The sequence below is a fragment of the Desulfarculus baarsii DSM 2075 genome, from assembly GCF_000143965.1.
GTDB lineage: Bacteria > Desulfobacterota > Desulfarculia > Desulfarculales > Desulfarculaceae > Desulfarculus > Desulfarculus baarsii.
Window position 1 is genome coordinate 2087617 of record NC_014365.1, and the last position, 22263, is coordinate 2109879.

A 22263-nucleotide genomic window follows, 5' to 3' on the forward strand; every position below is an offset into this window, starting at 1 on the left:
CTTATTGGTTGGCCAGCCAGGCGAAGGCCCCCGCCCCGAGAACGCCGTCATAGACGTGATCGGCCGCCCCTTCCAGGCGGACTTGGCGGACGCCGCTTTCGTCCTGGCTAAAATGAATCGTCAATTTCTCGCCGCTTCGCACCGCCACGGTGATCGGCGATTTCAGCCACCCTAGCCGGCCGGCCATCAGGGCCGATGCGACGGCCCCTGTCCCGCAAGCCAGGGTCTCATCCTCCACGCCGCGCTCGTAGGTGCGCACCTCGAGACGGCCATGACGGGCGGCAATGAAGTTAACGTTCGTGCCGGCCGGAGCGAAATGCCGGTGAAAGCGGATCTCGCGGCCCCAGTTCTTGACGTCGGCGCTTGACAGATCATCCACCGGCACGACCGCGTGGGGCACGCCGGTGTTGACGCCGTGGATGGTCATGGTTCGGCCGCCGATCTCCAGGCGCAGGTCGTCGTACCAGCCCGTGGGCGGGGTCAGCTCCAGCGTGACCGTTTGGCGGCCCACCCAGGCGCGGATGGGCCCGGCCAGGGTGTCGAAGATCAGCTCCGGCCCGGCCAGGCCAATGCTGACGGCAAAGCGCGCGGCGCAACGTCCGCCGTTGCCGCACATCTCGGCCGACGAGCCGTCGGCGTTGAAAAAGTCCCAGCGAAAATCGATCTTGCCCAGGGCGGCGTCCACGCGTTGGCTGGGCGAGAGCACGATCAGGCCGTCGGCTCCCACCGAGCGCCGACGACAGCACAGGGCCTTGGCCAGGGCCGGCATCAGCGCCGGCGCGAGGCGGGCCCGGCGGTTGTCGATCAAGATGAAATCATTGCCCGTGCCGGTCATCTTGCAAAACTCGACGCCGGCCAGGGCCGCGAGGGCGGCCGGGTCGGTCATGCCGGTGGCTATATCATCCATGGGGCAAGTTCCTCGCCGCGGCTGAGGTCTTCGATCGATTCGCGTCGGCGCACCACGGCCCATTCCTGACCGCAAACCAGCACCTCGGCGGCCCTGGGCCGCGAATTGTATTGGCTGCTCATGGCGAAACCATAGGCCCCGGCGCTCATGATCGCCAGCAGATCACCCCGGCGCAGCACGGGCAGATCGCGCTCGCGCACCAAAAAGTCGCCGGTCTCGCAGATGCCGCCCACCACGTCGGCCACCAGCCGCTGGCCGTTGCCGGCGTTTTGCGCCACCGGCCGCACGGCGTGGAACGAATCATAAAACGCCGGTCGGATCAGGTCGTTCATGGCCGCGTCCACCACCACAAAGTGCTTGGCTGGGGTGGTTTTGGCGTAGTGGACCCGCGTCAGCAACACGCCGGCCTCGCCCACCAGCCGCCGGCCAGGCTCCAGCACCAGCTTGAGCCCCAGGCCCTCCAAGACAGGTCGCAGGCGGGCGGCGTACTCCCTGGGCGTGGGTGGCGTCTCTTGATTGTATCTTATGCCAATCCCACCGCCCAAGTCGATTATTTCCAGGCGCAGGCCCTCGCGGCGCAGGCGCTGGACCAGGTCGGCCAGGCGTTCCAGGGCGTCGACAAAGGGCGCAACCTCGGTAAGCTGGCTGCCGATGTGGCAAGAGACGCCCTTGACCACCAGATTGGGCAGTCGAGCCGCGTGCAGGTATTGCGCAAAGGCCAGGCCCATGTCCAGGCCGAACTTGTTCTTGGCCAGGCCGGTGGTGATCTTGGGGTGGGTCTTGGCGTCGACGTCGGGATTGACGCGCAGGCTGACCGGGGCCTTCAGGCCCAGGCGGCCGGCGATCTGGTCTAGGACGGTTAGTTCCTGGGCGCTTTCGACATTGAACATCAGAATGCCGGCCTTGAGGGCGGCTTCCAGTTCCCAGTCCAGCTTGCCCACGCCGGAATAGACGATGCGCTCGGCTGGCACGCCGGCGGCCAGGGCCCGGGCCAGTTCGCCGCCGCTGACGATGTCGGCCCCGCCGCCCATGGCCGCGAAGGAACCCAGCACGGCCTTGTTGCTGTTGGCCTTCATGGCGTAGCAGATCAGATGATCCAGGCCGGCGAAGGCCTCTTGAAAGGCCGCGAATTCGGCGCGCATGGCCGACTGGGCGTAGACATAGGTCGGCGTGCCGACGGCCTGGGCGATTTCGGTCAAGCTGACGCCTTCGGCGTGCAAAACGCCGTCTCGATATTCGAACAAATCCATTGAGCCTACCATGATCGAAGCGCCGGGGCAGTTAATATACCCCCGCGGCGAAGGCGCGCCAAGAGGGGCCTCCGCCGCGGAAGTGGGCTTTGCCGATGCGAGCCCGATCGACGCTATGGTTTGTGCAGGACGTCGGCCTCCACGCTCATCTCGCTCCGGTTGCCGCTGGCGTCGATGGCCAGCACCTTGTAGAAGTAGCGCGCGCCGATTTCCACGCCGCTGTCGGTGTAGTAGGTGTCCTTGACCAGTTCGGTGATCTGCACCCAGTTGGCCTCGGCGTCGTCAACGCGGCGGAAGATCAGATAGCCCTGCACGTCGCGATCGGGGCTGGGCCGGAAGTTGACGAACACGCCTTCGGCCTGCGAAACGGCGCTGACGTCGCCCGGCGCTTCCGGCGCCTTGGCGTCCTTGGGCGTCGCGTCCACCCAGTCGCTGAATTCGCCCGGCGCGACCACCCCGCCGATGCCGCGAGCGCTCTGCACCCGATAGGCGTAATTGGCCCCGTTGCGCGCTGTTCTGTCGAGAAACCGCCTGGCTTTGATCGGCACGCTGTTGAGGAGTTTTTCGCCGCTTTCGTCCTTGCGCCAGATCAGATAGCCAATCACGTCGTCGCAGGGCTGGCCGCCGATCAGGGTTGCCACTGGCTGCCAGGCGATGCCGACCCGGCCATCGCCGGGCGTGGCCCACAAGCCGGTGGGCGCGGCCGACGGCTCGACCCTGAGCACCCGCGCCGGCGCGCTTTGGGGGCTTTGCCGGCCGGCGGCGTCGATGAGCACCACGCCGTAAACGGCCTGCATGTTCATGGGCGCCTCGGCGTCAAGATAGGCGAAACGGCCGCCCTTCATCAGGCTGGAGACGCCACCGGCGTCGTCCTTGAGGTCAAAATCGTGATGTTGGCGCAGTTTGGGCGGGCACGGCGGGCAGTCGGGGTCGCCGCCAACCGGCAGGTAGCCATAGTAGAGACGCACGGTTTCGATGGCCAGATCGGGTTTTCCACGCTGGGGCACCGAGAAGCTGACCTCCACGCCGTTGGCCAGCGAGTCGGCCTTCAGGTCCGTGACCTGGGCCGGCGCCACCTCGGAGCGGGGCGTGGGATTGCCCTTTATGCCGCAGCCGACCAGCAAAACCGCCGTCGCCAGGATCACCGAAAGGCCGCCAAATTTCGTCAAGCTTCTGGCCATAAGCGCTTCCTCGCCTCCTTGAGAGCCCGTTCCACGTTCGCCCGGGCGGTCCCCCCGGGGCTGGTTCGCCGGTCCACCGCCCTCTCCGGCTTGAGGGCCTGGTAAACCGTTTGGTCAATATCAACCGCCAGGCCGCCACAGCAGTCCCGCAGCTCGTCCAGGGTCAGATCCTCCAGGCCGCGGTCGCCGGCCTCGGCCAAGCGCACCGCCCGCCCCGTGGCCTCATGAGCCAGCCGGAAGGGCGCGCCCCGTTCGGCCAGATAATCGGCCAACTCGGTGGCGTTCAAAAAACCGCCGCCGACCGCCTGGGCCAGCCGATCGGCGCGCACCGTCAGGTCCGCCAGCATGGGGCTCATCACCCGCAGGCAGTCCATGACGGTGTCGTGGGCGTCGAACACCGGCTCCTTGTCTTCTTGCATGTCTTTGTTGTATGCAAGCGGCAAGCCCTTGAGCACGGTGAGGATGCCGACCAAGTCGCCCAGCACCCGGCCGGTCTTGCCGCGAATCAGCTCGGCCGCGTCGGGATTCTTCTTTTGGGGCATGATCGAGCTGCCCGTGCTGAAGGCGTCCGAAAGCGTGACAAAACCGAATTCGCTGGTCGACCAGATTATCAGTTCCTCGGCCAGGCGCGAAAGATGCACCTGCACCAGTCCTAGCACAAAAATGAACTCGGCGGCAAAGTCTCTGTCGCTGACGGCGTCGAGGGAGTTGGCGAAAACGCCCTCGAAGCCCAGCGCCTCGGCCACCGAGCGCGGGTCCAACGGAAAGGTCGTGCCGGCCAGGGCCGCCGCGCCCAGCGGCGAGATGGCCGCGCGGCCCAGGCAGTCGGCCAAACGGCCGCGATCGCGCCAAGCCATCTCCACGTAGGCCAACAGATGGTGGGCCAACACCACCGGCTGGGCCCGTTGCAGATGGGTGTAGCCGGGCATGATCGAGTCCACGTGTTTTTCGGCCAGCGCGACCAGGGCCCGCTGATATTCGGCCAGGGCCTGGTCCAACTCGCGGCCGGCCTCCAGCACCCAAAGGCGCAGATCGGTGGCCACCTGGTCGTTGCGCGAACGGCCCGTGTGCAGACGGCCGGCCGGCGCGCCGATGATCTGGGCCAGGCGCGACTCCACGTGGGTGTGGATGTCCTCCAGGCTTTGTCGCCAAGCCATCTGGCCGGCCTCGATCTCGGCCAGGACTTGGTCCAGACCGGCCTGGATGGCCGCTTCGTCGGCCGCCGAGATGACGCCCTGGCGGGCCAGCATGGCCGCGTGGGCCTTGGAGCCGGCGATGTCCTGGCGATAGAGCCGCTTGTCGAAGTCGATGGAGGCGTTGATGCGCTCCATCATCTGGTGGGTGTTTTCCGCGAAACGGCCACCCCACAGCTTATGTTGTTTGCTTTCAGCCACCCGCGCGCCTTCTTCCGCTAGTTTGTCACTTCTTGGCCAACTGGTCCAGGGCGTGGCGGATGCGCAGTCGCAGGCCGTTCAAGCGAATGAAGCCCGTGGCGTCGGCCTGATTGTAGACCGTATCGGCCTCGAAGGTGGCGAAATCGGGCCGATAGAGGCTGCCCGGCGAACGCCGGCCGCTGATGGTGACGTTGCCCTTGTAGAGCTTCAGGCGCACCTGCCCGCAAACCGGCGCGGCGGCCTGGTCCATCAACGATTGCAGCAACGCGCGCTCGGGGCTGAACCAGTAGCCATAATAGACCATCTCGGCGTACTTGGGGGCCAGATTATCGCGCAGGCGCAGCACCTCGCGGTCGAGGGTCAGGCTTTCCATGGCCAGGCGGGCCTGGCGCAGGATCGTGCCGCCGGGCGTCTCGTAGACGCCACGGCTCTTCATGCCCACGTAGCGGTTTTCCACCAGATCGACCCGGCCCACGCCGTGCTTGCCGCCCAACTCGTTGAGGCGCGCCAGCATGGCCGCCGGCGAGAGCTTCTGGCCGTCGATGGCCACCGCGTCGCCGGCCTCGAAGTCGAGGGTGATCTCCTCGGCCTGGTCCGGCGCGTCCTTGGGCGAGACGCTCAGCACGTACATATCCTCGGGCGGCTCGGCCCAGGGGTCTTCCAGGATGCCGCCCTCGAAGCTGATGTGCAACAGGTTGCGGTCACTGGAATAGGGCTTGGCTTTGGTCACCGGCACGGGGATGCCGTGCTTTTGGGCGTAGGCGATCAGCGATTCCCGCGAGTTCAGATCCCAGATCCGCCAGGGCGCGATGATGCGCACCTGGGGGGCCAGGGCCTGATAGGCCAGCTCGAAGCGCACCTGGTCGTTGCCCTTGCCGGTGGCGCCGTGGGCCACGGCGTCGGCGTTTTCGGCCAGGGCGATCTCGATCTGGCGCTTGGCGATCAGCGGCCGGGCGATGGAGGTGCCCAGCAGATAAACGCTTTCATAGATGGCGTTGGCCCGGAACATGGGGAAAACGTAATCGCGCGCGAACTCCTCGCGCAGATCGTCGATGAAGACCTTGCTGGCCCCTGTCTTGATGGCCTTTTCGCGCACCGGCTCCAATTCCTCGCCCTGGCCCAGGTCGGCGGCGAAGGCGATGACCTGGCAGTCGTAGGTCTCCTGGAGCCACTTGAGGATGATCGAGGTGTCCAGGCCACCGGAATAGGCCAGGACGATGCTCTTGACGTCGTTTGCCATATTTTCGCTCAACAACACGTTATTGTTAGTCAAAAAAACCTAAGGCCGTGGGCCCAGCAGGGCCTCCATGATCGCCTTTTGCATGTGCAGGCGATTTTCGGCCTCGTCCCAGATGGCCGACTGGGGCCCTTCCATCACCTCGTCGCTGATCTCCTCGCCGCGGTGGGCCGGCAGGCAGTGCAGGACAATGGCCTCCCTGGCCGCCAGCGACATCAGCCGCCCGTCGACCGTGAAGCCGCCAAAGGCCTCGGCCCGGCCCTTGGCCTCGTCCTCCTGGCCCATGGAGGCCCAGACGTCGGTGTTGATCACCGTGGCCCCGCTGGCGGCCTCGTCGGGCTCGCGGGTCAGCAGAATATCGGCGCCCCTGGCCCGGGCCTGGGCCACGATCTCTGGATCGGGGTCGTAGCCCTCGGGGCAGGCCAGGCGCAAGCGCAGCCCCAAAACGGCGGCGGCTTCGATCCACGAATGGGCCATGTTGTTGCCATCGCCGATCCAGGCGTAGACCTGGTCGCGCACCTCGCCTTTGTATTCGGCCACGGTTTGCAGATCGCCCAGCACCTGGCAGGGATGATAACGGTCGGTGAGGGCGTTGATCACCGGAACGTCGCCAAAGCGCGCCAAATCCTCGACCACCTCGTGGCCAAAGGTGCGCACGACAATGCCGTCCACGTAGCGGCTGAGCACCCGGGCCGTGTCGCGCAGAGGCTCGGAACGCGATATCTGGCTATCGCGCGAGGCGATGAACAACGCCTTGCCGCCAAGCTGAAAAACGCCCACCTCGAACGAGACCCTGGTGCGGGTCGAAGGTTTTTCAAAGATCATGGCCACGCTCTTGCCGGCCAGGGGCGTGGGCCGATAGCCGCCCCGCCAGCCGGCCTTGAGTTGCCGGGCCCGTTCGATCAGGCCCAGCACTTCCTGGGCCGTGAGGTCTCTGATGGTCAGCAGATGTTTGGTCGTAAGCTGAATCATTTCCAAATCCAAGCGAATTTAACCGGCCGCGATTTCGCCGGCCGCCAGCATTTCGTCCAGCGCGCCGATCAGCGCGTCGATGTGGGCGTCCTCGATGATCAGCGGCGGCACGAAGCGCAGAATCTTGTCCTGGGTGCAGTTGATGACAAAACCCCGCTGCAGCATCTTTTTGACCACCGTCGCCCCCGGCGTGGGCAAAATCAACGCCCGCATCAGGCCCAGACCCCTGGCCTCCAGCTTGTGGCCGGGGTATTTCTGACAGAGGCCTTCCAGGCCCTTGCGCAGCTTTTTGCCCGCCTGCTGCACCCGCTCCAAGAAGCCGGGCCGCAGTAAAGTCTCCAGCACCACCCGCGCCGCCTCCATGATCAGCGGCCCGGCCCCGAAAGTGGTGGCGTGGCTGCCCGGCTGGAACAGCGCCGCGGCCTCGCTGGTGGCGCAGACCGCGCCCACGGGCAGGCCGTTGCCCAGGCCCTTGGCCAGGGTCATCACGTCGGGTTTGACGCCGAAGTGCTCGTGGGCGAAAAGCTTGCCTGTCCGGCCCAGGCCGGTCTGGATTTCATCAAAGATGAGCATGGTGCCGGTCTTGTCGCACAGCCGCCGCACGGCCGGCAGATAGCCCTCCGGCGGCGGGACCACCCCGCCCTCGCCCAGGATCGGCTCCAGCATCACCGCGCAGACTTTTTCGTCCACCGCCGCGGTGATCGCCTCCAGGTCGCCCCACGGCGCGTATTTGAAGCGGCTGACCAGGGGGTCGTAGCCTTTCTGGATTTTCTCTTGGCCCGTGGCGCTGAGGGTGGCTATGGTCCGGCCGTGGAACGAGCCCTGGATCGTCACCACCTCGTGGGCCCCGTCCTTGAAGGCCTTGCCCCACAGCCGCGAGAGCTTGAGCGCCCCCTCGTTGGCCTCGGCTCCGGAGTTGCAGAAAAACACCCGGTCGGCAAAGGAGTTCTGCACCAGAAGCTCGGCCACCCTGGCCTGGGGCTCGGTGTAGAACAGGTTGCTGACATGCAAAAGCTTTTTGGCCTGGGCGCAGACGGCCTCGGCCACCTCGGGATTGGCGTGACCCAGGCCGCAAACGGCGATGCCGGCCAAAAAGTCGATGTAGCTTTTGCCCTGGTCGTCCCACAGCAGACAGCCCTCACCCCGCACGAAGGTCACCGGGAACCGGCCGTAGGTCTGCATGACGTATTGGTCTATTTTTTCCTGGCTGGTCATATCGTTATCGCTCGCACGTTTATCTGTCGCTAAAAATGGTGCCGACGCCCTGATCGGAGAAGATCTCCAGCAGCAAGGCGTTGGCCACCCTGCCGTCGATGATGTGAGCGCGCTCGACTCCTCGCTCCAGGGCCTGCAAGCAGCAGTTCACCTTGGGGATCATTCCGCCGGTGATGACGCCCTGCCCTTGCAGAAGTTTGGCCTCCTTGGCCGTCAGTTCGTGCAGCAGCTTTCCGCCGGCGTCCATGACGCCGGGGGTGTCGGTCAGCAGAATCAGCTTGCTGGCCCGCAGTCCGGCGGCCACGGCCGAGGCCACCAGATCGGCGTTGATATTAAGCGATTCGCCCTCGGGCCCCACGCCCACCGGCGCGATCACCGGGATGAAATTGCCGTGCTCCAGCGAGTGCAGCACCTGGGGGTTGACCTTGTCGACTTTGCCCACCAGGCCCAGATCGACGATCTCGGGCGGCTGGTCGTGGCCGGTCTCGCGCTGGAGCGTCATGCGGCTGGCCTGGATCAGGCCGCCGTCGTGGCCGTTCAAGCCCACGGCCCGGCCGCCGTTGGCGTTGATCAGCCCGACGATGCCCGTGTTGACCTGGCCCACCAAGACCATCTGCACCACGTTCATCACCTCGGGGCTGGTCACGCGCATGCCGTCGACAAAGCGGCAGTCGATGCTCAGGCGGTCGAGCAACTGGCCGATCTGCGGCCCGCCGCCGTGGACCACCACCGGATAGATGCCCACCGCCCGCAGCAAAATGACGTTGAGGGCGAAACTCTTTTTCAGCGCTTCGTCCTTCATGGCGTGGCCGCCGTATTTGATCACCACCGTCTGGCCGGCGAAACGATTGATGTAGGGCAACGCCTCGATCAGCGTCCGTCCTCTATCCGAAGGGCTGATGGTCGTCATCTTCGCGGCTCCCTACAATATATAACGGCTCAGGTCGGTATCGACGCTGATGGCCTCCAGGCGCTGGCGAACATAGGCGGCGTCCACCGACAGGCGCACGCCCGCCATGTCCGGGGCGTTGAAAGCCACTTCCTCCAAGAGCTTTTCCATCACCGTGTGCAGACGCCTGGCACCGATGTTCTCGGTGGACTGGTTGACCCGGCCGGCGATCTGGGCGATGGCCTCGATGGATTCGGGCAAAAACTCCAGCTCAAGGCCCTCGGTGGCCATCAGCGCCTTGTACTGCGTGGTCAGGGCGTTTTCCGGCTCGGTGAGGATGCGCACGAAGTCCTCGGGCGTCAGCGCCTCCAACTCGACCCTGATCGGAAAACGCCCCTGCAACTCGGGGATCAGGTCCGAGGGCTTGGACATGTGAAAGGCCCCGGCGGCGATGAACAAGATGTGGTCGGTCTTGACCATGCCGTATTTGGTGTTGACCGTCGAGCCCTCAACCAGGGGCAGCAGGTCGCGCTGCACGCCCTCGCGGCTGACGTCGGGCCCCCGGCCGGAGTGCTCGCGGGTGGCGATCTTGTCGATCTCGTCGAGGAAGATCATGCCTTCCTGCTCCACCTTGGCCAGGGCCTCCTCCACCACCTTATCCATGTCGATGAGCTTGGCCGCCTCGGCGTTGGCCAACAGCTCCAAGGCCTCGGGCACCTTGACCTTGCGCCGCTTGGGCTGCTTGGGAAAGACGCTGCCCAGCATCTCGCGCAGGTTCATCTCCAGGTCTTCCATGCCGCCGGCGCTGAAAATCTCGACCATGGGCCCGCTGGGCTTGGCCGCGTCCAGCTCCAGGTCCACGTAACGCTCGCTGAGTTTGCCCTCGCGCAGGAGCTTGCGCAGCTTGGCCCTGGTGGGGTTTTCCTCCGAGTCGCGGACAAGCTCCAGGTGGGACGATTCGTCCAAGTCCTTGCCGTCGTGGGCCAACTGACGCGGCGGCAGCAGGATGTCCAGCAGCCGCTCCTCGGCCAGTTCCTGGGCCTTTTCGCGCACCCGCTCGCGCTCGGCGTTTTTGACCATGTTCACGGCCAGTTCGACCAAGTCGCGGATCATCGACTCCACGTCGCGGCCCATGTAGCCCACCTCGGTGAACTTGCTGGCCTCGACCTTGAAAAAGGGCGCGTCGGCCATCTTGGCCAGCCGCCTGGCGATTTCGGTCTTGCCCACGCCGGTGGGGCCCATCATCAAAATATTTTTGGGCGCGATCTCGTCGCGCAGCTCCTCGGGCACCTGCCGCCGCCGCCAGCGGTTGCGCAGGGCGATGGCCACGGAGCGCTTGGCCTGATCCTGGCCGATGACGTATTTATCCAGCTCGGCCACGATCTGCCGGGGGGTCAGTTGAGCCATTACTAAAGCGCCTCCACCACGATCTGGTGGTTGGTGTAAATGCAAATATCGGCGGCCACATCCATGGCCGCCCGCACGATCCGTTCGGGATCCAGCGGGCTGTGGGCCATCAGGGCCCTGGCCGCGGCCAGGGCGTAGGGCCCGCCGGAGCCGATGGCCGCCACGCCTTCCTCGGGGTCGATCACATCGCCCGAGCCGGAGATGATCAGCAGATGCTCGCGGTCGGCGGCTATGAGCAGGGCCTCCAGACGGCGCAACATCTTGTCGGTGCGCCAGTCCTTGGCCAACTCCACCGCCGCCCGGGGCAACTGGCCCGAGTGGGCCTCCAGCTTGCCTTCCAGGCGCTCGAAGAGCGTGAAGGCGTCGGCCGTGGCCCCGGCGAAACCGGCCAGCACACGGCCGTTGTGCAGCCGCCGCACCTTGCGGGCGGTGGCCTTGACCACGGTCTGGCCCATGGTCACCTGGCCGTCGCCGGCCATGACCACCTTGCCGTCTTTTTTCAGGGCAAGCACTGTCGTCGAACGAACCTCAGCGCTTGGCGTCATCGTCTTCCTCCTGGGCGCTACGGGCCCGGGGATGTGCCTGATCATAGACCTTCAGCAGATGGTCCATGGTCAGGTGCAGATACTTCTGCGTGGTCGACAGGCTGGCGTGGCCCAGCATTTCCTGCACCGAACGCAGATCGGCCCCGCCTTCCAGCAGATGGGTGGCCATGGCGTGGCGCAGGGCGTGGGGACCTATCCTGCGCCCGATGGCCAGGCCGTCCTGGTTGGCCGCCACGATCTTTTGCACGCCGCGGACCGAGAGCCTGCCGCCGGCGTTGTTCAGAAACAAAGCCGCCGCCTCGCCGGCCAACAGCGCCGGCCGCGCGGCCAAATAGCGCTCCAGGGCCTGGGCCGCCTTGGCCCCCACCGGCACGACGCGCTCTTTGCCGCCCTTGCCCTGGCGAACGCGCGCCACGCCCAGGTCCAGGCGCAGGTCGGGGCGATCCAGGGCCACCAGTTCGCCCACCCGCAGGCCCGATGAATATAATAGCTCCAAAACGGCTGCGTCGCGCAGCCGCCGGGCCGTGGCCTTGGCGTCGTCGCGGCGGCCGGGCCGAGGCCGATTGGGGCCGTCCACCAAGTGAAAGGCCTCGTCCACGCTGAGCCGGGCTGGCAGTTTTTTCTCCAGCTTGGGCGGCTGGGCCAGGCGGGCCGGGTTGGATTCCACCAGCCCCGCACGCCGCAAAAACTCGAACCAGGCACGGGCCGCGGCCAGTTTGCGGCCCACCGTGGCGCGCGCGCTGGTTCTCAGCCGCTCGGCCAGCCAGGCCCGCACGTCGTCGGCGTCGACCTGGCCCCAGGGTTTGCCGCCGCGCTTGACGGCGATAAACTCGGCCAATTGGCGGGCATCGCGGGCGTAGGCCTGGCGGGTGCGGGGCATGACGCCCGCGCCTTCGGCGAGATATCGATCAAAGGCCTGCCACGGATCGTCCATCGACGCTTTCGCCCCACCGGTCGCCAAGACGGCCTCAGCGCCCGGTCTGAAAGTGTTCATGATAACTTAACACGGCTTGGAATCAAGTCCAAACAATCCGCGCCTTTCATAAATAAGCCGGCCGCGCGCGCCCGGCGTTTGGCCGGCGACTGGTTTGTGTTATCATCAATGGCCACCAGTACACGAAAGGTCAAACGCCCATGAACGTTATGGAAGCATTCAACGCCCACGCCAAGGAATACGACCGGTGGCGGCGCAAGTTTATCCCCTGCTTCGACGATTTTTACGGCGCCGCCGTCACGGTCATGCAACATTACTGCGGCCCGGCCCCGCGCATCCTCGACCTGGGCGCGGGCACGGGGTTGTTGAGCATGTTCGTCCGTGAAGCCATGCCCCAGGCCAGCCTGACCCTGGTCGACATCGCCGACCAGATGCTGGGTCAAGCCCGGGCCCGCTTTGCCGGCCAGCAAGACCACGTGCGCATCATCCACGCCGATTATCTGCAAGACGACCTGCCCGGCCCCTTCGACGCCATCTGCTCGGCCCTGTCGATCCACCACCTGGAGACGCCGCAAAAACGCCGGCTTTTCCAGCGCTGCTTCGATCTGCTCGAGCCCGGCGGCGTCTTTGTCAACGCCGACCAGATCGTCGGCCCGGAACCAGACCTGGCCCAGTGGTACGACGCCCATTGGGAGCGCTCCATCCGCGCCGCCGGCGTCGACGACCAGACCATGGCCCAGACCCGCCAACGCATGCTTCACGATCGCCTGGACACCCTCGAAGACCAGTTGACCATGCTGCGCGCGGCCGGTTTCACGCGGGTGGACTGCCAATACAAGTGGTTCGCCCTGGTCGTGTTCTCGGGCCGCCGGCCGCTGTAGCCAAAGCGTCGGCCGACCGTCGGCCACGTCGCCAAAAGGTCACATAATCCTTGACTTGGCTTGTGGCCTTGGATAAGTTTTGCCGTTACGTGCTCGAAGCCATTTTAATACAATGGACAAGATAATCTCCAAGCAGGAGCCGCCATGAGCGACAAAGTCAACCAAACCCGCACTATCGCCCTGGTGGGCCACGGCGGGGCCGGCAAAACCTCCCTGGCCGAGGCCATGTTGTTCAACGCCAAGGCCGTCGATCGTCTGGGCAAGGTCGATGAAGGCAACACCGTGCTCGATTTCGAACCCGAGGAAATCAAGCGCGGCGGTAGCGTTTCCGCTTCTTTTGGCCATTATTCCCACAAAAAGCACGACGTGCACCTGGTCGACTGCCCCGGTGACGACAACTTCCTCTTCGACGCGGCCTCGGCCCTGCGGGCGGTGGATGGGGCGATCATGGTCATCGACGCCATCGACGGCATCAAGGTCCAGGGCGAGAAGGTCTGGCAGTTCGTGCAGGCCGCCCAGACGCCGGCGTTGGTGGTGGTCAACAAGATGGACCGCGAGCGGGCCAACTTCGACGCGGCCGTCAACATGATCCCCGACATGCTGGGCGTCAAGGGCGTGCGCCTGCAACTGCCCATCGGCGCGGCCGACGGCTTCGGCGGCGTGGTCGATCTGCTCTCCAACAAGGCCTACACCTTCGCCAAGGACGGTTCGGGCAAGATGGAAATCGGCGAGATCCCCGCCGACATGGCCGACGAGGTGGAGGCCCTGCGCGAGTCGCTGATCGAAGACATCGCCGAGGCCGACGACAGCCTCATGGAGCGCTACCTTGAAGGCGAATCCGTCAGCGACGACGAGTTGGCCGCGGCCCTGAAAAAAGGCGTGATCGAGCGCCTGTTCGTGCCGGTGACCGCCTGCGCGGCCCTGCGCAACATCGGCGTGCAGAGCGTCATGGACCTGGTCAACCGCCTGCTGCCCTCGCCGGTGGAGGCCGGGGCGGTCAGCGGCGTCGATGTCAAGACCGGCGAGGAAATCCAGCGTCAACCCAGCGCCGACGAGCCCTTCTGCGGCCTGGTCTTCAAGACCGTGGCCGACCCCTTTGCCGGCCGGCTGTCGATGGTGCGCGTCTTCTCGGGCAAGCTGACCTCCGAGTTGCCCCTCCTGAACCCCAACAAGGACGCCAAGGAGCGCTTCGGCCAGCTTTACCTGCAAACCGGCAAGACCCAGAAGGCCATCGCCGAGGCCCTACCCGGCGACATCGTGGCCATTCCCAAGCTCAAGGAAACCGCCACCGGCGATACCCTCTGCGAGGACAAGAGCCCCATCAAGCTCCAGCCCGTGCCGCCCATGCCCGCGGTGATCAGCTACGCCATCGAGGCCAAGGAAAAGGGCGACGAGGAAAAGCTCTTCGCCGGCATCAACAAGCTGCTGGAGGAAGACCCCACCCTGCGCCTGGACCGCGATCCGGCCACCGGCGAGGCCCTGCTGGGCGGCATGGGCTCGGTGCACATCGAGACTACCCTGGAGCGCCTGCGCCGCAAGTTCAACGTCGAGGTCAACCTCAAGACGCCCAAGGTGCCCTACCGCGAGACCATCAAGGGTAAGACCAAGGTCCAGGGCCGCTACAAGAAACAAACCGGCGGCCGTGGCCAGTTCGGCGACACCTGGATCGAGATCGAGCCGGCCGGCGAGGGCGAGGGCTATGTCTTCGTCGACGCCATCGTGGGCGGCTCCATTCCCCGGCAATATATCCCCGCCGTGGAAAAAGGCATCGGCGAGGCCCTGTTGCAGGGCGTCTTGGCCGGCTATCCCATGGTCGACGTCAAAGTCACGCTTTACGACGGCTCGTTCCACCCGGTGGACAGCTCGGAAATGGCCTTCAAGGTGGCCGGCTCCATGGGCTTCAAAAAAGGCGCGCCCCAGTGCAAGCCCACCATGCTCGAGCCGATCATGAAGTTGACCGTCACCGTGCCCGACGACGCCATGGGCGACGTCATGGGCGACATCAGCTCGCGGCGCGGCCGAGTGCTGGGCATGGAGTCCAAGGGCTCGTTGCAGATCATCAGCGCCCTGGTGCCCATGGCCGAGGTGCTCGGCTACCAGCCCGAACTGACTTCGCTGACCGGCGGTCGCGGGGCCTTCTCCATGGAGATGGACCACTACGAGGAAGTGCCTGGCGACGTCCAGAAAAAGATCATCGAGGCCTATCAGGCCACCAAGAAGGAGGCCGAAAATTAATCACAAGGCCGCGATTCTGACGGTGAGCGACGGGGCGGCCGAGGGCAGACGTGAAGACGTCTCGGGCCCTCGGCTGGTCCAGATGCTCGAAGAGGCCGGCGTGCAAGTCATCGAAACGGCGGTTGTGCCCGACGAGATGGACAAGATCTCGGCCCAGTTGCGCTTGTACGCCGATTACCTGAAGGTGAGCCTGGTGCTGACCACCGGCGGCACGGGCCTGAGCCGACGCGACGTAACGCCCGAGGCCACCCGCCGGGTGTTGGAGCGCACCGTGCCCGGCTTGGCCGAGGCCATGCGCGCCGAAGGCCTGAAGATCACGCCCCACGCCGTGCTTTCGCGGGGGGTCTGCGGCATTCGCGGGGCCACGTTGATCATCAACCTGCCCGGCGGCCCCAACGCCGCCGTCGAGGGTTTGAAAATCATTCTGCCGGCCCTGCCCCACGGACTGAACAAGCTGCGCGGAGACACTAGTGACTGCGCCCGCTAGACCGGTTGTGGGTAGCCACAACGGGGATAAGTGTTTGCTTATTCCGGAGATGCTTGCATGAAAGCGGCCCAGGGCGGCTTGGGCCGCGTCTTCGTGCTGCGCTTGGAAGACGGCGACCGCCTGCCCGATTGCCTCGAACGCTTCGTCGCCGAACAGGGCGTGGAGCGGGCATTCTGCGCCATGCTGGGCGGCGTGGGTTCAGGGCGTTTGATCGTCGGACCCGAGGACGGCCAGGCCAGGCCGGCGCAGCCCATGAACCTGCCCATCAGCGGCGTGCAAGAGGCCTTGGCCGTGGGCACGGTCTTCCCCGACCAAAACGGTCGGCCCAAGCTGCACATGCACGGGGCCATGGGCCGCGCCGGTCAGACCATCACCGGCTGCATGCGCGCCGGGGTTGACACCTGGCAAATCGGCGAGGTGGTGATCATGGAGCTGACCGGTTTGACGGCCAACCGCAAGATCGACCCGGCCACCGGTTTCGAGCTGCTTTCGCTGGACTGAAAACACAAGCCAAAACACCGCAACGCCGCTGGTTTGTTGATAAAACCAGCGGCGTTGTGGGTTTTGACAACCGCCACGCGCCCTTGCTCAGGTCGCGGCTGGCGCCCCCACAATGCGGGCCACAAGCTGGGCCGCGTCGGGCAGATCGCCGATCAGGCCAGCGCACTGACCGGCCGGCCAAGCCTGGCCCCGCGCGCCGGGCAGATGTTGGCCCAGGGCCCGCATGAACACCCTGTCTTTACCTACCAATTCGGTGTCTTGCTCTGTGGCCGCCAGCAAGGCCTCTTTCCAGGCGGGCTCGGCCACGCATTGGCTGCTGGCGATGAAGCGCGTGCCCACTTGAACACCGCAAGCGCCCAAGGCCAGGGCGGCCCGAAAGCCGCGATTGTCGGCCACTCCGCCGGCGGCCACAACGGGAACATCAACGGCGTCACAAACTGCGGGCACGAGAACCATTGTCGAAATCGCGCCAGGGCCCTGCAATCCTCCCGACTCGCCGCCCTCGGCAATGACCGCGTCCACACCGGTGTTTTGGGCTCGCAGCGCTCCGCGCACGCCGCCCACAACGTGCAAAACCCGCAAGCCCGCCTCGTGGCAGGCCGGAACGATCTCGTCGGGCGGGCCGGCCGAGGTGGTCACCGCCTTGATCCCCTGGCTGGCCAGCAGGCCGGCCAGGGTTGGCGAGGAGGCGTCGCGGGCGGCCAGGTTGACGCCAAAGGGCCGATCGGTCAGCTCGCGCACGCGCTGGATGGCCCGCAACAAATCAGCGGGTTGTGGGTAGTTTTTGGCCACCAGCAGGCCGAATCCGCCGGCCTGGCTGACGGCGGCCACCAACTCGGGGTTGTTGATGCGGCTCATGGCCCCCAAAATGACGGGATATGCGACGCCCAACAGCCTACACAGCGGATTTCGCTCGAACATCGGCCACAACCCTCTTTCAGAGCATTTTGGCCTGGCGGCGCAGTTCGAAAACCTGGCGCACCAGGGGCGTGAGTTTCTTGAAGTCGGCGCTGAGGCTCTGGGCCCCGTCGCAGAGGGCCTCCTCTGGCTTGTGATGCACTTCGACCATCAGGCCGTCGGCCCCGGCGGCGATGCCGGCCAGGGCCATGTCCGGCACGATCTGGCGCACGCCGGTGCCGTGGCTGGGGTCGACCAGCACGGGCAGGTGATAGCGTTTTTTCAGCCAGGCCACGTTGTTGAGGTTTAGCACGTTGCGGTAGACCGGGTCGACGGTCTTGTCGCCGCGTTCGCAGAGGATAACCTTGGTGTTGCCGTCGTAGAGGCGCAGGGCCGCGCCCAAAAATTCGCTGATGGAGACGTGGTCGCCGCGCTTGAGCACCACGGGTTTGGGGTTTTTCATCTCGGCCAGGGCGTCGAGCAGGGTGTAGTTGAGGCAGTTGCGCGCGCCGACCTGCCAGATATCGATATCATACTCTACAAATAAATGTATATCTCTGGCGTCCATTATTTCGGTGATGACCGGGATGCCGAACTTTTCGCGGGCCTCGGCCAGCAGCTTCAGGCCGTCCTCGCGCAGGCCCTGAAAGCTGCGGTGGATCGTGCGCGGCTTGAAAGCCCCGCCGCGCAGGATGTTGGCCCCGGCGTCCACTACCAGCTTGGCCGTTTTCATCAATTGGTCGCGGCTTTCGATGGCGCAGGGCCCGGCGATGACGGCCAAGTCCTTGCCGATGCGCAGTCCGCTACCCAAGCGGATGATCGAGGGCCGGGGATGAAAATCGCGGGTCAGTTCCTTGCAGGGGTCGGAGATGCGAATGACGTCGAGGACGTAGTCCAGGGCGCGGTAGGCCCCTTCGTCGATGGCCCGGGTGTCGCCTTTCAGGCCGACCAGGATGAAGGTGTCGCCCCGGGAAATGTCGAGCATCTCGGGCGGGAAGCCGTCGTTGCCCAACCTTTCGACCAGGCGCTCCAGTTGCTTTTCGCCTGCCTTGGCCTCCATCTGGATGATCATGAGCCTTGCTCCGCGATTTCTGACCGGTTGGCGTCGCCGCGCCGGCCGTTGGGATGGATGGGCCAGGCGCCGGCCTGGCGCAGAAATTCCAGCGCCCGTTGGCCGTGGCTGCCCGGCCAAAAGACCTTGCCGCAGCGAGGGCACTGCGTGAAGCGCTCGGCCGTCATCAAGACGTGATCGGCGACCACGGCCGCGGCCTGATCCCGCCCGATGGCGCGCACGGGCTGGTTGCACTCCAGGCAACGGGTGAAGAACGCCTCGGGCCGGATGTTCAGGCCCGGCAGGCCAACGGTCTGGCGCAGTTGATCGACCAGGCGGTCATGTTCGATGAAGACCACGCCCCGCCGCCCGCGCAGCTTGACGCGGCGGGTGAGGAGCAGTTGGTCGGGCGGCGGCTGGGAAGGCGGCCGTTGGAGGAGCGTCGCGTCCAAACCCAGCAGCCGCAGCCATCTGGCCAGGCGGCCCAGCATCGCATCGACCAAGATGCGCTCTACTTCAGCCACCGCACTTCGATCCCCTTGGGCGTTGGCGCCTCGAAGACCTTGCCGTCGACCGGTTCGTTGATCAGCAGTTCGTCGTTTTCCAAGGCCAGGGCTCGGCCGTCGGCGGATTCGATCTCGACCGTGCGCGGATAGCGCCAGGGGCCGCCGGTCGTGAATTTGTCGAAACGGCACAGAAAGTTATAGGGCCCTTCGTGCTGGCGCAGTCGGCCCTGGCGGATGGAATAATCGGCCAGGTCGAACTCCACCGTCTCGACGATGCGCGCCGGGCCGTCGGTGATGGTGAGCATGGCCGCGCCGGGCTGGGCTGGGGCGGTTTCTTGCAGATTGTCCGAGCGCAAAAACGGCACGCCGCCGCCGAGGATGGTGAAAACTTCATCGGGCGAGAGGTTGACGCCCAGAAAGGCGGCCACGTTTTGCCTGGTGGCCCGGCCCAGATAGAGCCGGTTTTCGTCAAAGGAAAGCACGGAGAGCTTGTTGCCGTCGGCGATCATGCGCAGCACCGGCTGACCAAAGGGGCCCAAAACGTCAGCCCGCAGGCGGTCGGGGTAGACGCCGTAGATGACATGATCGCCGGAGAGATCACGGCCTTCGGCGGTGCGCGCGCTCAGCGAGCCCTGCATGACGAAGCTGCGCACGTTGGCCTGACGCTCTTGCAAGCGGGCGACGGCCTGTTGGGGGCTGGGCAGTTCGCCCATGGTCGGTCCGTCGATGGTCGTGGCGCAGCCGCTCATCAGCCAGACCATGGCGATGAGGGTCGCCATCAGTGTCTGGCCGCATAAACGCCCTCCTCGCCTATGGGTTGGCCTTGGCGCCATGATCGCCCTTTTCCAGTTGCCGGCGCACCTGGGTCAGCTTGGCGCGCAGTTGGTCCGAGTTGCCATCGCGCAACTCCAGGGCCTTGGCGTAGGCCTTTTCGGCCTCGCGCAGCTTGCCCAGCTTTTTGCACGCATCACCAAGGTGTTCGTAGATCTCCGGGTCGGCTTCGCCAGATTGAACAGCCCGCGAAAGATATGTGTAGGCCTCCTCGTATTGGCTTTTTTGGTAGAAAACCCAACCCAGGCTGTCGAGAATGTAGCCGCTCTGGGGCTCCACGGCCAGGGCCCGGCGGATGAGGTTTTCAGCCTCGTCCAGATCGCCGCCCTCCTCGGTCATGACATAGCCCAGATAATTGAGCGCCCGGGCGTGGCGTTCGTCCAACTCGACGGCTTCGGACATCAATTCCATGGCCTCGTCGCGCCGGCCGTCCTTGTCCAGCACCACGCCCAACCGAAAATGTATCTCGGCGTTTTTGGGCTCCAGCGACATGGCCTCGCGCAAGAGGTTTTCCGCGGCGGTGACATTGCCCTGGACGTCGTTGACCGCGGCCATGGCCACCAGGATGTCGGCGTCCTCGGGCGCGTGCTTGCGGGCCATGCTCAGGCTGCGCAAGGCCTCGTTGGTGCGACCGTTTTTGACCAGGATGTCGGCCATGTGCAGGCGCGCGTCCACGTACATGTCGGAATCTGGCGGAATGCGCTCGAAGGCCGTCAGGGCCTGATCGCCCTTGCCGCCGTCCTGCAAGGAAACGCCAAGGTAATACCTGGCGCGATGGTTGTCCGGTTCATCCTTGGCGATGGCGCGAAACTCCTCGGCGGCCTGGTTGTACTTGCCTTGCTCGTAATAGACCAGGCCGATCTTCAGGCGCACCTCGCTGTCGTCGCGGCTGAGCCCCTTGACCACGGCGAACTCGCGCAGGGCCTCTTGATAACGGCCGGTGCTGAGGTAAAAGCGGCCCAGGCGGTCGTGGCCGGCGGTGGAGTCGGGGTTCAAGTCCAGCACGCGCAGATAGGTCGCCTCGGCGTCGCGGTATTTGTGCTGCATCTCGTAGACCGCGCCCAGCTCGAACAACACGGCCTCGAAATTGGGCGCGATGAGCAGGGCCGCCTTGAGCTGAACCTCGGCCTGGCGATAGCGCCGCAAAGAGGCCAAGGCCTGGCCCAGATAGTAGCGGGCCAGGGCCAGGCGCGGCCGCAGCTTGACCAAGTCGCGCAGCACTTGCACGGCCTGCTCCATGCGGCCTTGATCCATGTAGAGCGTGCCCAGGTATAGCCTGGCTTCTTCCTGATCCGGGTCCAGGGTCGTGGCCCGCTCGAAGGCCTTGACCGCGTTGTTCAGGTCTTGGCGCGAGGAATAAATGCCGCCCAGCAGCAGCCAACCGTCAACCAGCTCTGGATTGAGCTCGATGGCCTGGCGGGCCTCCTTCTCGGCTTCGTCGGTTCTGCCCACGCCCAGCAGGATCCGCGAAACCTCGATGTGCAAAAAGGCGCTTTTGGGGTCGATCTTGATACCTTGGCGCAGCAGCTCCAGGGCCTTGTTGGTGTCGCCGTTTTCCAGGGCCATCTGGGCCGCGCCGTAGAGGGCCAACGAGTCGGTCAGCGACGAAACGGGCGCGTCAACCTTGGCCGGCGGGGCTTGCGGCGTCACCGTGGCGCAGCCGGCCGTCAGCAACATCAGCGCCAGGCCCCACAGGGCCGCGGCGCGTTTGAAAAATGCCATCGAGCGCACGAGCACTCCCATCCAGGCCGGCGTCAGTCGCCGGCGATCAGGTCCGCAAACTGTCCTTTGAAGTCGGGAATCTGTTCCTGCATGAATTCGCCGAGTTTTTCCATCAAGCGCACCTGCAGTTGGCGAATGCGCTCCCTGCTCACCCCATGGCGGTCGCCAACCTCGCTGAGCGTCTGGGGATTTTCGGCCAGCAATCTATTGTCAAGGATGTCTTGCTCCTTGTCATCCAAGGTCTGGCGAAATTCCATCAATTTCCGATGAAACAACTGGCGCAGTTCGCTGTCGGCCAGGTCTTGCTCGGCCGTGGGGCGCGGCGACGGCAACAGGTTTTTGTGGGTGTCGTCCGAGTCGTCGCGCACCGGCGCGTCCAGGCTCAACTCCCAGGAGTCCAGCCGTTGCTCCATGTCCACGACGTCTTTTTCGCTGACGCCCAGGCGCTGGCCCAACAGGCGCGGCCCCGGCGTCACGCCCTGGGCCTGGAGCTTTTCCTTTTCGCGCCGCAGCTTGTAGAACAGTTTGCGTTGGGCCTGGGTGGTGCCCACGCGGACCAAGCGCCAGTTGTCCATGATGAACTTGAGAATATAGGCCTTGATCCAAAACGAAGCGTAATAGGAAAATTTGATGCCCCGAAAGGGGTCGAACTTCTGCACGGCCTGCAACAGGCCCATGTTGCCTTCTTGAATCAAGTCGAGGAGGTTGCGCATCCAATAACGCTGATGCTCCATGGCGATCTTGACCACCAGGCGCAGATTGCTGGTGACCAGCATGGCCGCGGCCTCGGGGTCTTGTTCCTCGACAAAACGCCGCGCCAAGGCGTCCTCCTCCTCGCGGCTGAGCAGAGGGTATTGCCTGGCCTCCCACAGATAGCGTTGCAGGGCGCTGGTGGTCGCCGAGGCGGGGACCAAGCCGCCCTCGCTCTCGTCCGGAAGCGCCGTCCGCTCGCCATCCAACGAGCCATCATCATCATCATCGACGGCCAACTCCGGGTCGAGGATCTCCAACTCCCGGTCGTCGGCCGATTCGTCGGCGAGGATGATTTCATCGGGGGGCAAGTCGCGGTTCATCGGGCTCCGCCTGGGGTGTTTGACAAGGCAACCTTCATCGGCCGACGCGGGCGTCGCCGTCGCGCCATGGGCCGCACAAGAGAGTTATGATACTATCATCTCGTATTGATAGCTAGTTTTCTTGAGGATACTGCCCACTCGAACCCGC

General features: G+C 65.2%; 21 protein-coding genes. 4 read left to right on the forward strand and 17 right to left on the reverse strand.

The window, feature by feature from the left end:
• Position 1 precedes the first annotated feature (1 nt).
• The 11 genes from dapF to DEBA_RS09425 all read right to left on the reverse strand — a co-directional run bounded on the left by dapF (position 2) and on the right by DEBA_RS09425 (position 11931).
• Positions 2-907: a diaminopimelate epimerase gene (gene dapF, locus DEBA_RS09375; RefSeq protein ID WP_013258683.1), complete on the reverse strand. Its 906-nt coding sequence runs from the start codon at positions 905-907 to the stop codon at positions 2-4.
• Positions 895-2157: a diaminopimelate decarboxylase gene (lysA, locus tag DEBA_RS09380; protein WP_013258684.1), complete on the reverse strand. Its 1263-nt coding sequence runs from the start codon at positions 2155-2157 to the stop codon at positions 895-897. Before lysA ends, dapF begins: the two co-directional genes overlap by 13 nt.
• Before the next feature lie 113 nt (positions 2158-2270).
• Entirely contained in the window at positions 2271-3338 is a 1068-nt protein-coding gene (locus DEBA_RS09385; RefSeq protein WP_013258685.1) for a fibronectin type III domain-containing protein, read from the reverse strand.
• Positions 3323-4732: an argininosuccinate lyase gene (argH, locus tag DEBA_RS09390; RefSeq protein WP_013258686.1), complete on the reverse strand. Its 1410-nt coding sequence runs from the start codon at positions 4730-4732 to the stop codon at positions 3323-3325. The genes DEBA_RS09385 and argH overlap by 16 nt, the downstream gene beginning before the upstream one ends.
• A gap of 25 nt (positions 4733-4757) precedes the next feature.
• Positions 4758-5972 carry an argininosuccinate synthase gene (locus tag DEBA_RS09395; protein ID WP_013258687.1) on the reverse strand — a complete coding sequence of 405 codons (1215 nt, stop codon included), beginning with the start codon at positions 5970-5972 and terminating at the stop codon, positions 4758-4760.
• A gap of 39 nt (positions 5973-6011) precedes the next feature.
• Positions 6012-6941, reverse strand: coding sequence for an ornithine carbamoyltransferase (argF, locus tag DEBA_RS09400; protein ID WP_013258688.1), 930 nt, complete (start codon positions 6939-6941; stop codon positions 6012-6014).
• A gap of 18 nt (positions 6942-6959) precedes the next feature.
• On the reverse strand, positions 6960-8156 hold the full coding sequence (locus DEBA_RS09405; RefSeq protein WP_013258689.1) for an aspartate aminotransferase family protein: 1197 nt from the start codon (positions 8154-8156) through the stop codon (positions 6960-6962).
• A gap of 19 nt (positions 8157-8175) precedes the next feature.
• Entirely contained in the window at positions 8176-9066 is an 891-nt protein-coding gene (argB, locus tag DEBA_RS09410; protein ID WP_013258690.1) for an acetylglutamate kinase, read from the reverse strand.
• A gap of 12 nt (positions 9067-9078) precedes the next feature.
• Positions 9079-10452: an ATP-dependent protease ATPase subunit HslU gene (gene hslU / locus DEBA_RS09415; protein WP_013258691.1), complete on the reverse strand. Its 1374-nt coding sequence runs from the start codon at positions 10450-10452 to the stop codon at positions 9079-9081.
• 2 nt (positions 10453-10454) lie between these two features.
• Positions 10455-10997 carry an ATP-dependent protease subunit HslV gene (gene hslV / locus DEBA_RS09420; protein ID WP_013258692.1) on the reverse strand — a complete coding sequence of 181 codons (543 nt, stop codon included), beginning with the start codon at positions 10995-10997 and terminating at the stop codon, positions 10455-10457.
• Positions 10981-11931: a tyrosine-type recombinase/integrase gene (locus DEBA_RS09425; RefSeq protein ID WP_043814181.1), complete on the reverse strand. Its 951-nt coding sequence runs from the start codon at positions 11929-11931 to the stop codon at positions 10981-10983. Before DEBA_RS09425 ends, hslV begins: the two co-directional genes overlap by 17 nt.
• Positions 11932-12131: 200 nt before the next feature.
• Between DEBA_RS09425 and DEBA_RS09430 the strand changes: the two genes are divergently transcribed.
• The 4 genes from DEBA_RS09430 to DEBA_RS09445 all read left to right on the forward strand — a co-directional run bounded on the left by DEBA_RS09430 (position 12132) and on the right by DEBA_RS09445 (position 16035).
• Positions 12132-12812 carry a class I SAM-dependent methyltransferase gene (locus tag DEBA_RS09430; protein WP_013258694.1) on the forward strand — a complete coding sequence of 227 codons (681 nt, stop codon included), beginning with the start codon at positions 12132-12134 and terminating at the stop codon, positions 12810-12812.
• Positions 12813-12956: 144 nt separating this feature from the next.
• Positions 12957-15047, forward strand: coding sequence for an elongation factor G (gene fusA / locus DEBA_RS09435; RefSeq protein ID WP_013258695.1), 2091 nt, complete (start codon positions 12957-12959; stop codon positions 15045-15047).
• A complete protein-coding gene (locus DEBA_RS09440) occupies positions 15043-15534 on the forward strand; it encodes a MogA/MoaB family molybdenum cofactor biosynthesis protein (protein ID WP_013258696.1) in 492 nt (163 codons plus the stop codon). The genes fusA and DEBA_RS09440 overlap by 5 nt, the downstream gene beginning before the upstream one ends.
• Positions 15535-15591: 57 nt before the next feature.
• Positions 15592-16035: a PPC domain-containing DNA-binding protein gene (locus DEBA_RS09445; RefSeq protein ID WP_013258697.1), complete on the forward strand. Its 444-nt coding sequence runs from the start codon at positions 15592-15594 to the stop codon at positions 16033-16035.
• Between the two features lie 87 nt (positions 16036-16122).
• On the opposite strand, the gene DEBA_RS09450 is transcribed toward DEBA_RS09445, so the two are convergent.
• From DEBA_RS09450 to DEBA_RS09475, 6 genes are read right to left on the reverse strand one after another with little or no spacing between them, the layout of a single operon-like run.
• Complete coding sequence (locus DEBA_RS09450; protein ID WP_013258698.1) at positions 16123-16956, reverse strand: NAD(P)H-dependent flavin oxidoreductase; 834 nt, start codon at positions 16954-16956, stop codon at positions 16123-16125.
• 16 nt (positions 16957-16972) lie between these two features.
• Positions 16973-18004, reverse strand: coding sequence for a 3-deoxy-7-phosphoheptulonate synthase (gene aroF, locus DEBA_RS09455; RefSeq protein ID WP_013258699.1), 1032 nt, complete (start codon positions 18002-18004; stop codon positions 16973-16975).
• Positions 18001-18507, reverse strand: a complete 507-nt coding sequence (locus DEBA_RS09460; protein WP_013258700.1) for a Mut7-C RNAse domain-containing protein — start codon at positions 18505-18507, stop codon at positions 18001-18003. The genes aroF and DEBA_RS09460 overlap by 4 nt, the downstream gene beginning before the upstream one ends.
• Entirely contained in the window at positions 18495-19268 is a 774-nt protein-coding gene (locus tag DEBA_RS09465; protein ID WP_013258701.1) for a LolA family protein, read from the reverse strand. Before DEBA_RS09465 ends, DEBA_RS09460 begins: the two co-directional genes overlap by 13 nt.
• A gap of 31 nt (positions 19269-19299) precedes the next feature.
• Entirely contained in the window at positions 19300-21042 is a 1743-nt protein-coding gene (locus DEBA_RS09470) for a tetratricopeptide repeat protein (RefSeq protein WP_187288534.1), read from the reverse strand.
• 32 nt (positions 21043-21074) lie between these two features.
• The gene (locus DEBA_RS09475) at positions 21075-22115 is read right to left on the reverse strand and encodes a sigma-70 family RNA polymerase sigma factor (protein WP_013258703.1); all 1041 of its coding nucleotides are present in this window, start codon (positions 22113-22115) and stop codon (positions 21075-21077) included.
• Positions 22116-22263 lie beyond the last annotated feature (148 nt).

What these genes read in the sequence shown, in the direction of transcription:
- argF (WP_013258688.1), bottom strand. Translation starts at nt 6,941, where the DNA reads ATGATTCAGCTTACGACCAAACATCTGCTGACCATCAGAGACCTCACG.
- DEBA_RS09450 (WP_013258698.1), bottom strand. Translation starts at nt 16,956, where the DNA reads ATGTTCGAGCGAAATCCGCTGTGTAGGCTGTTGGGCGTCGCATATCCC.
- DEBA_RS09465 (WP_013258701.1), bottom strand. Translation starts at nt 19,268, where the DNA reads ATGGCGACCCTCATCGCCATGGTCTGGCTGATGAGCGGCTGCGCCACG.
- aroF (WP_013258699.1), bottom strand. Translation starts at nt 18,004, where the DNA reads ATGATCATCCAGATGGAGGCCAAGGCAGGCGAAAAGCAACTGGAGCGC.
- lysA (WP_013258684.1), bottom strand. Translation starts at nt 2,157, where the DNA reads ATGGATTTGTTCGAATATCGAGACGGCGTTTTGCACGCCGAAGGCGTC.
- DEBA_RS09425 (WP_043814181.1), bottom strand. Translation starts at nt 11,931, where the DNA reads ATGGACGATCCGTGGCAGGCCTTTGATCGATATCTCGCCGAAGGCGCG.
- hslV (WP_013258692.1), bottom strand. Translation starts at nt 10,997, where the DNA reads ATGACGCCAAGCGCTGAGGTTCGTTCGACGACAGTGCTTGCCCTGAAA.
- hslU (WP_013258691.1), bottom strand. Translation starts at nt 10,452, where the DNA reads ATGGCTCAACTGACCCCCCGGCAGATCGTGGCCGAGCTGGATAAATAC.
- DEBA_RS09430 (WP_013258694.1), top strand. Translation starts at nt 12,132, where the DNA reads ATGAACGTTATGGAAGCATTCAACGCCCACGCCAAGGAATACGACCGG.
- DEBA_RS09470 (WP_187288534.1), bottom strand. Translation starts at nt 21,042, where the DNA reads ATGGCATTTTTCAAACGCGCCGCGGCCCTGTGGGGCCTGGCGCTGATG.
- dapF (WP_013258683.1), bottom strand. Translation starts at nt 907, where the DNA reads ATGGATGATATAGCCACCGGCATGACCGACCCGGCCGCCCTCGCGGCC.
- DEBA_RS09385 (WP_013258685.1), bottom strand. Translation starts at nt 3,338, where the DNA reads ATGGCCAGAAGCTTGACGAAATTTGGCGGCCTTTCGGTGATCCTGGCG.
- fusA (WP_013258695.1), top strand. Translation starts at nt 12,957, where the DNA reads ATGAGCGACAAAGTCAACCAAACCCGCACTATCGCCCTGGTGGGCCAC.
- DEBA_RS09405 (WP_013258689.1), bottom strand. Translation starts at nt 8,156, where the DNA reads ATGACCAGCCAGGAAAAAATAGACCAATACGTCATGCAGACCTACGGC.
- DEBA_RS09445 (WP_013258697.1), top strand. Translation starts at nt 15,592, where the DNA reads ATGAAAGCGGCCCAGGGCGGCTTGGGCCGCGTCTTCGTGCTGCGCTTG.
- argB (WP_013258690.1), bottom strand. Translation starts at nt 9,066, where the DNA reads ATGACGACCATCAGCCCTTCGGATAGAGGACGGACGCTGATCGAGGCG.
- DEBA_RS09475 (WP_013258703.1), bottom strand. Translation starts at nt 22,115, where the DNA reads ATGAACCGCGACTTGCCCCCCGATGAAATCATCCTCGCCGACGAATCG.
- DEBA_RS09395 (WP_013258687.1), bottom strand. Translation starts at nt 5,972, where the DNA reads ATGGCAAACGACGTCAAGAGCATCGTCCTGGCCTATTCCGGTGGCCTG.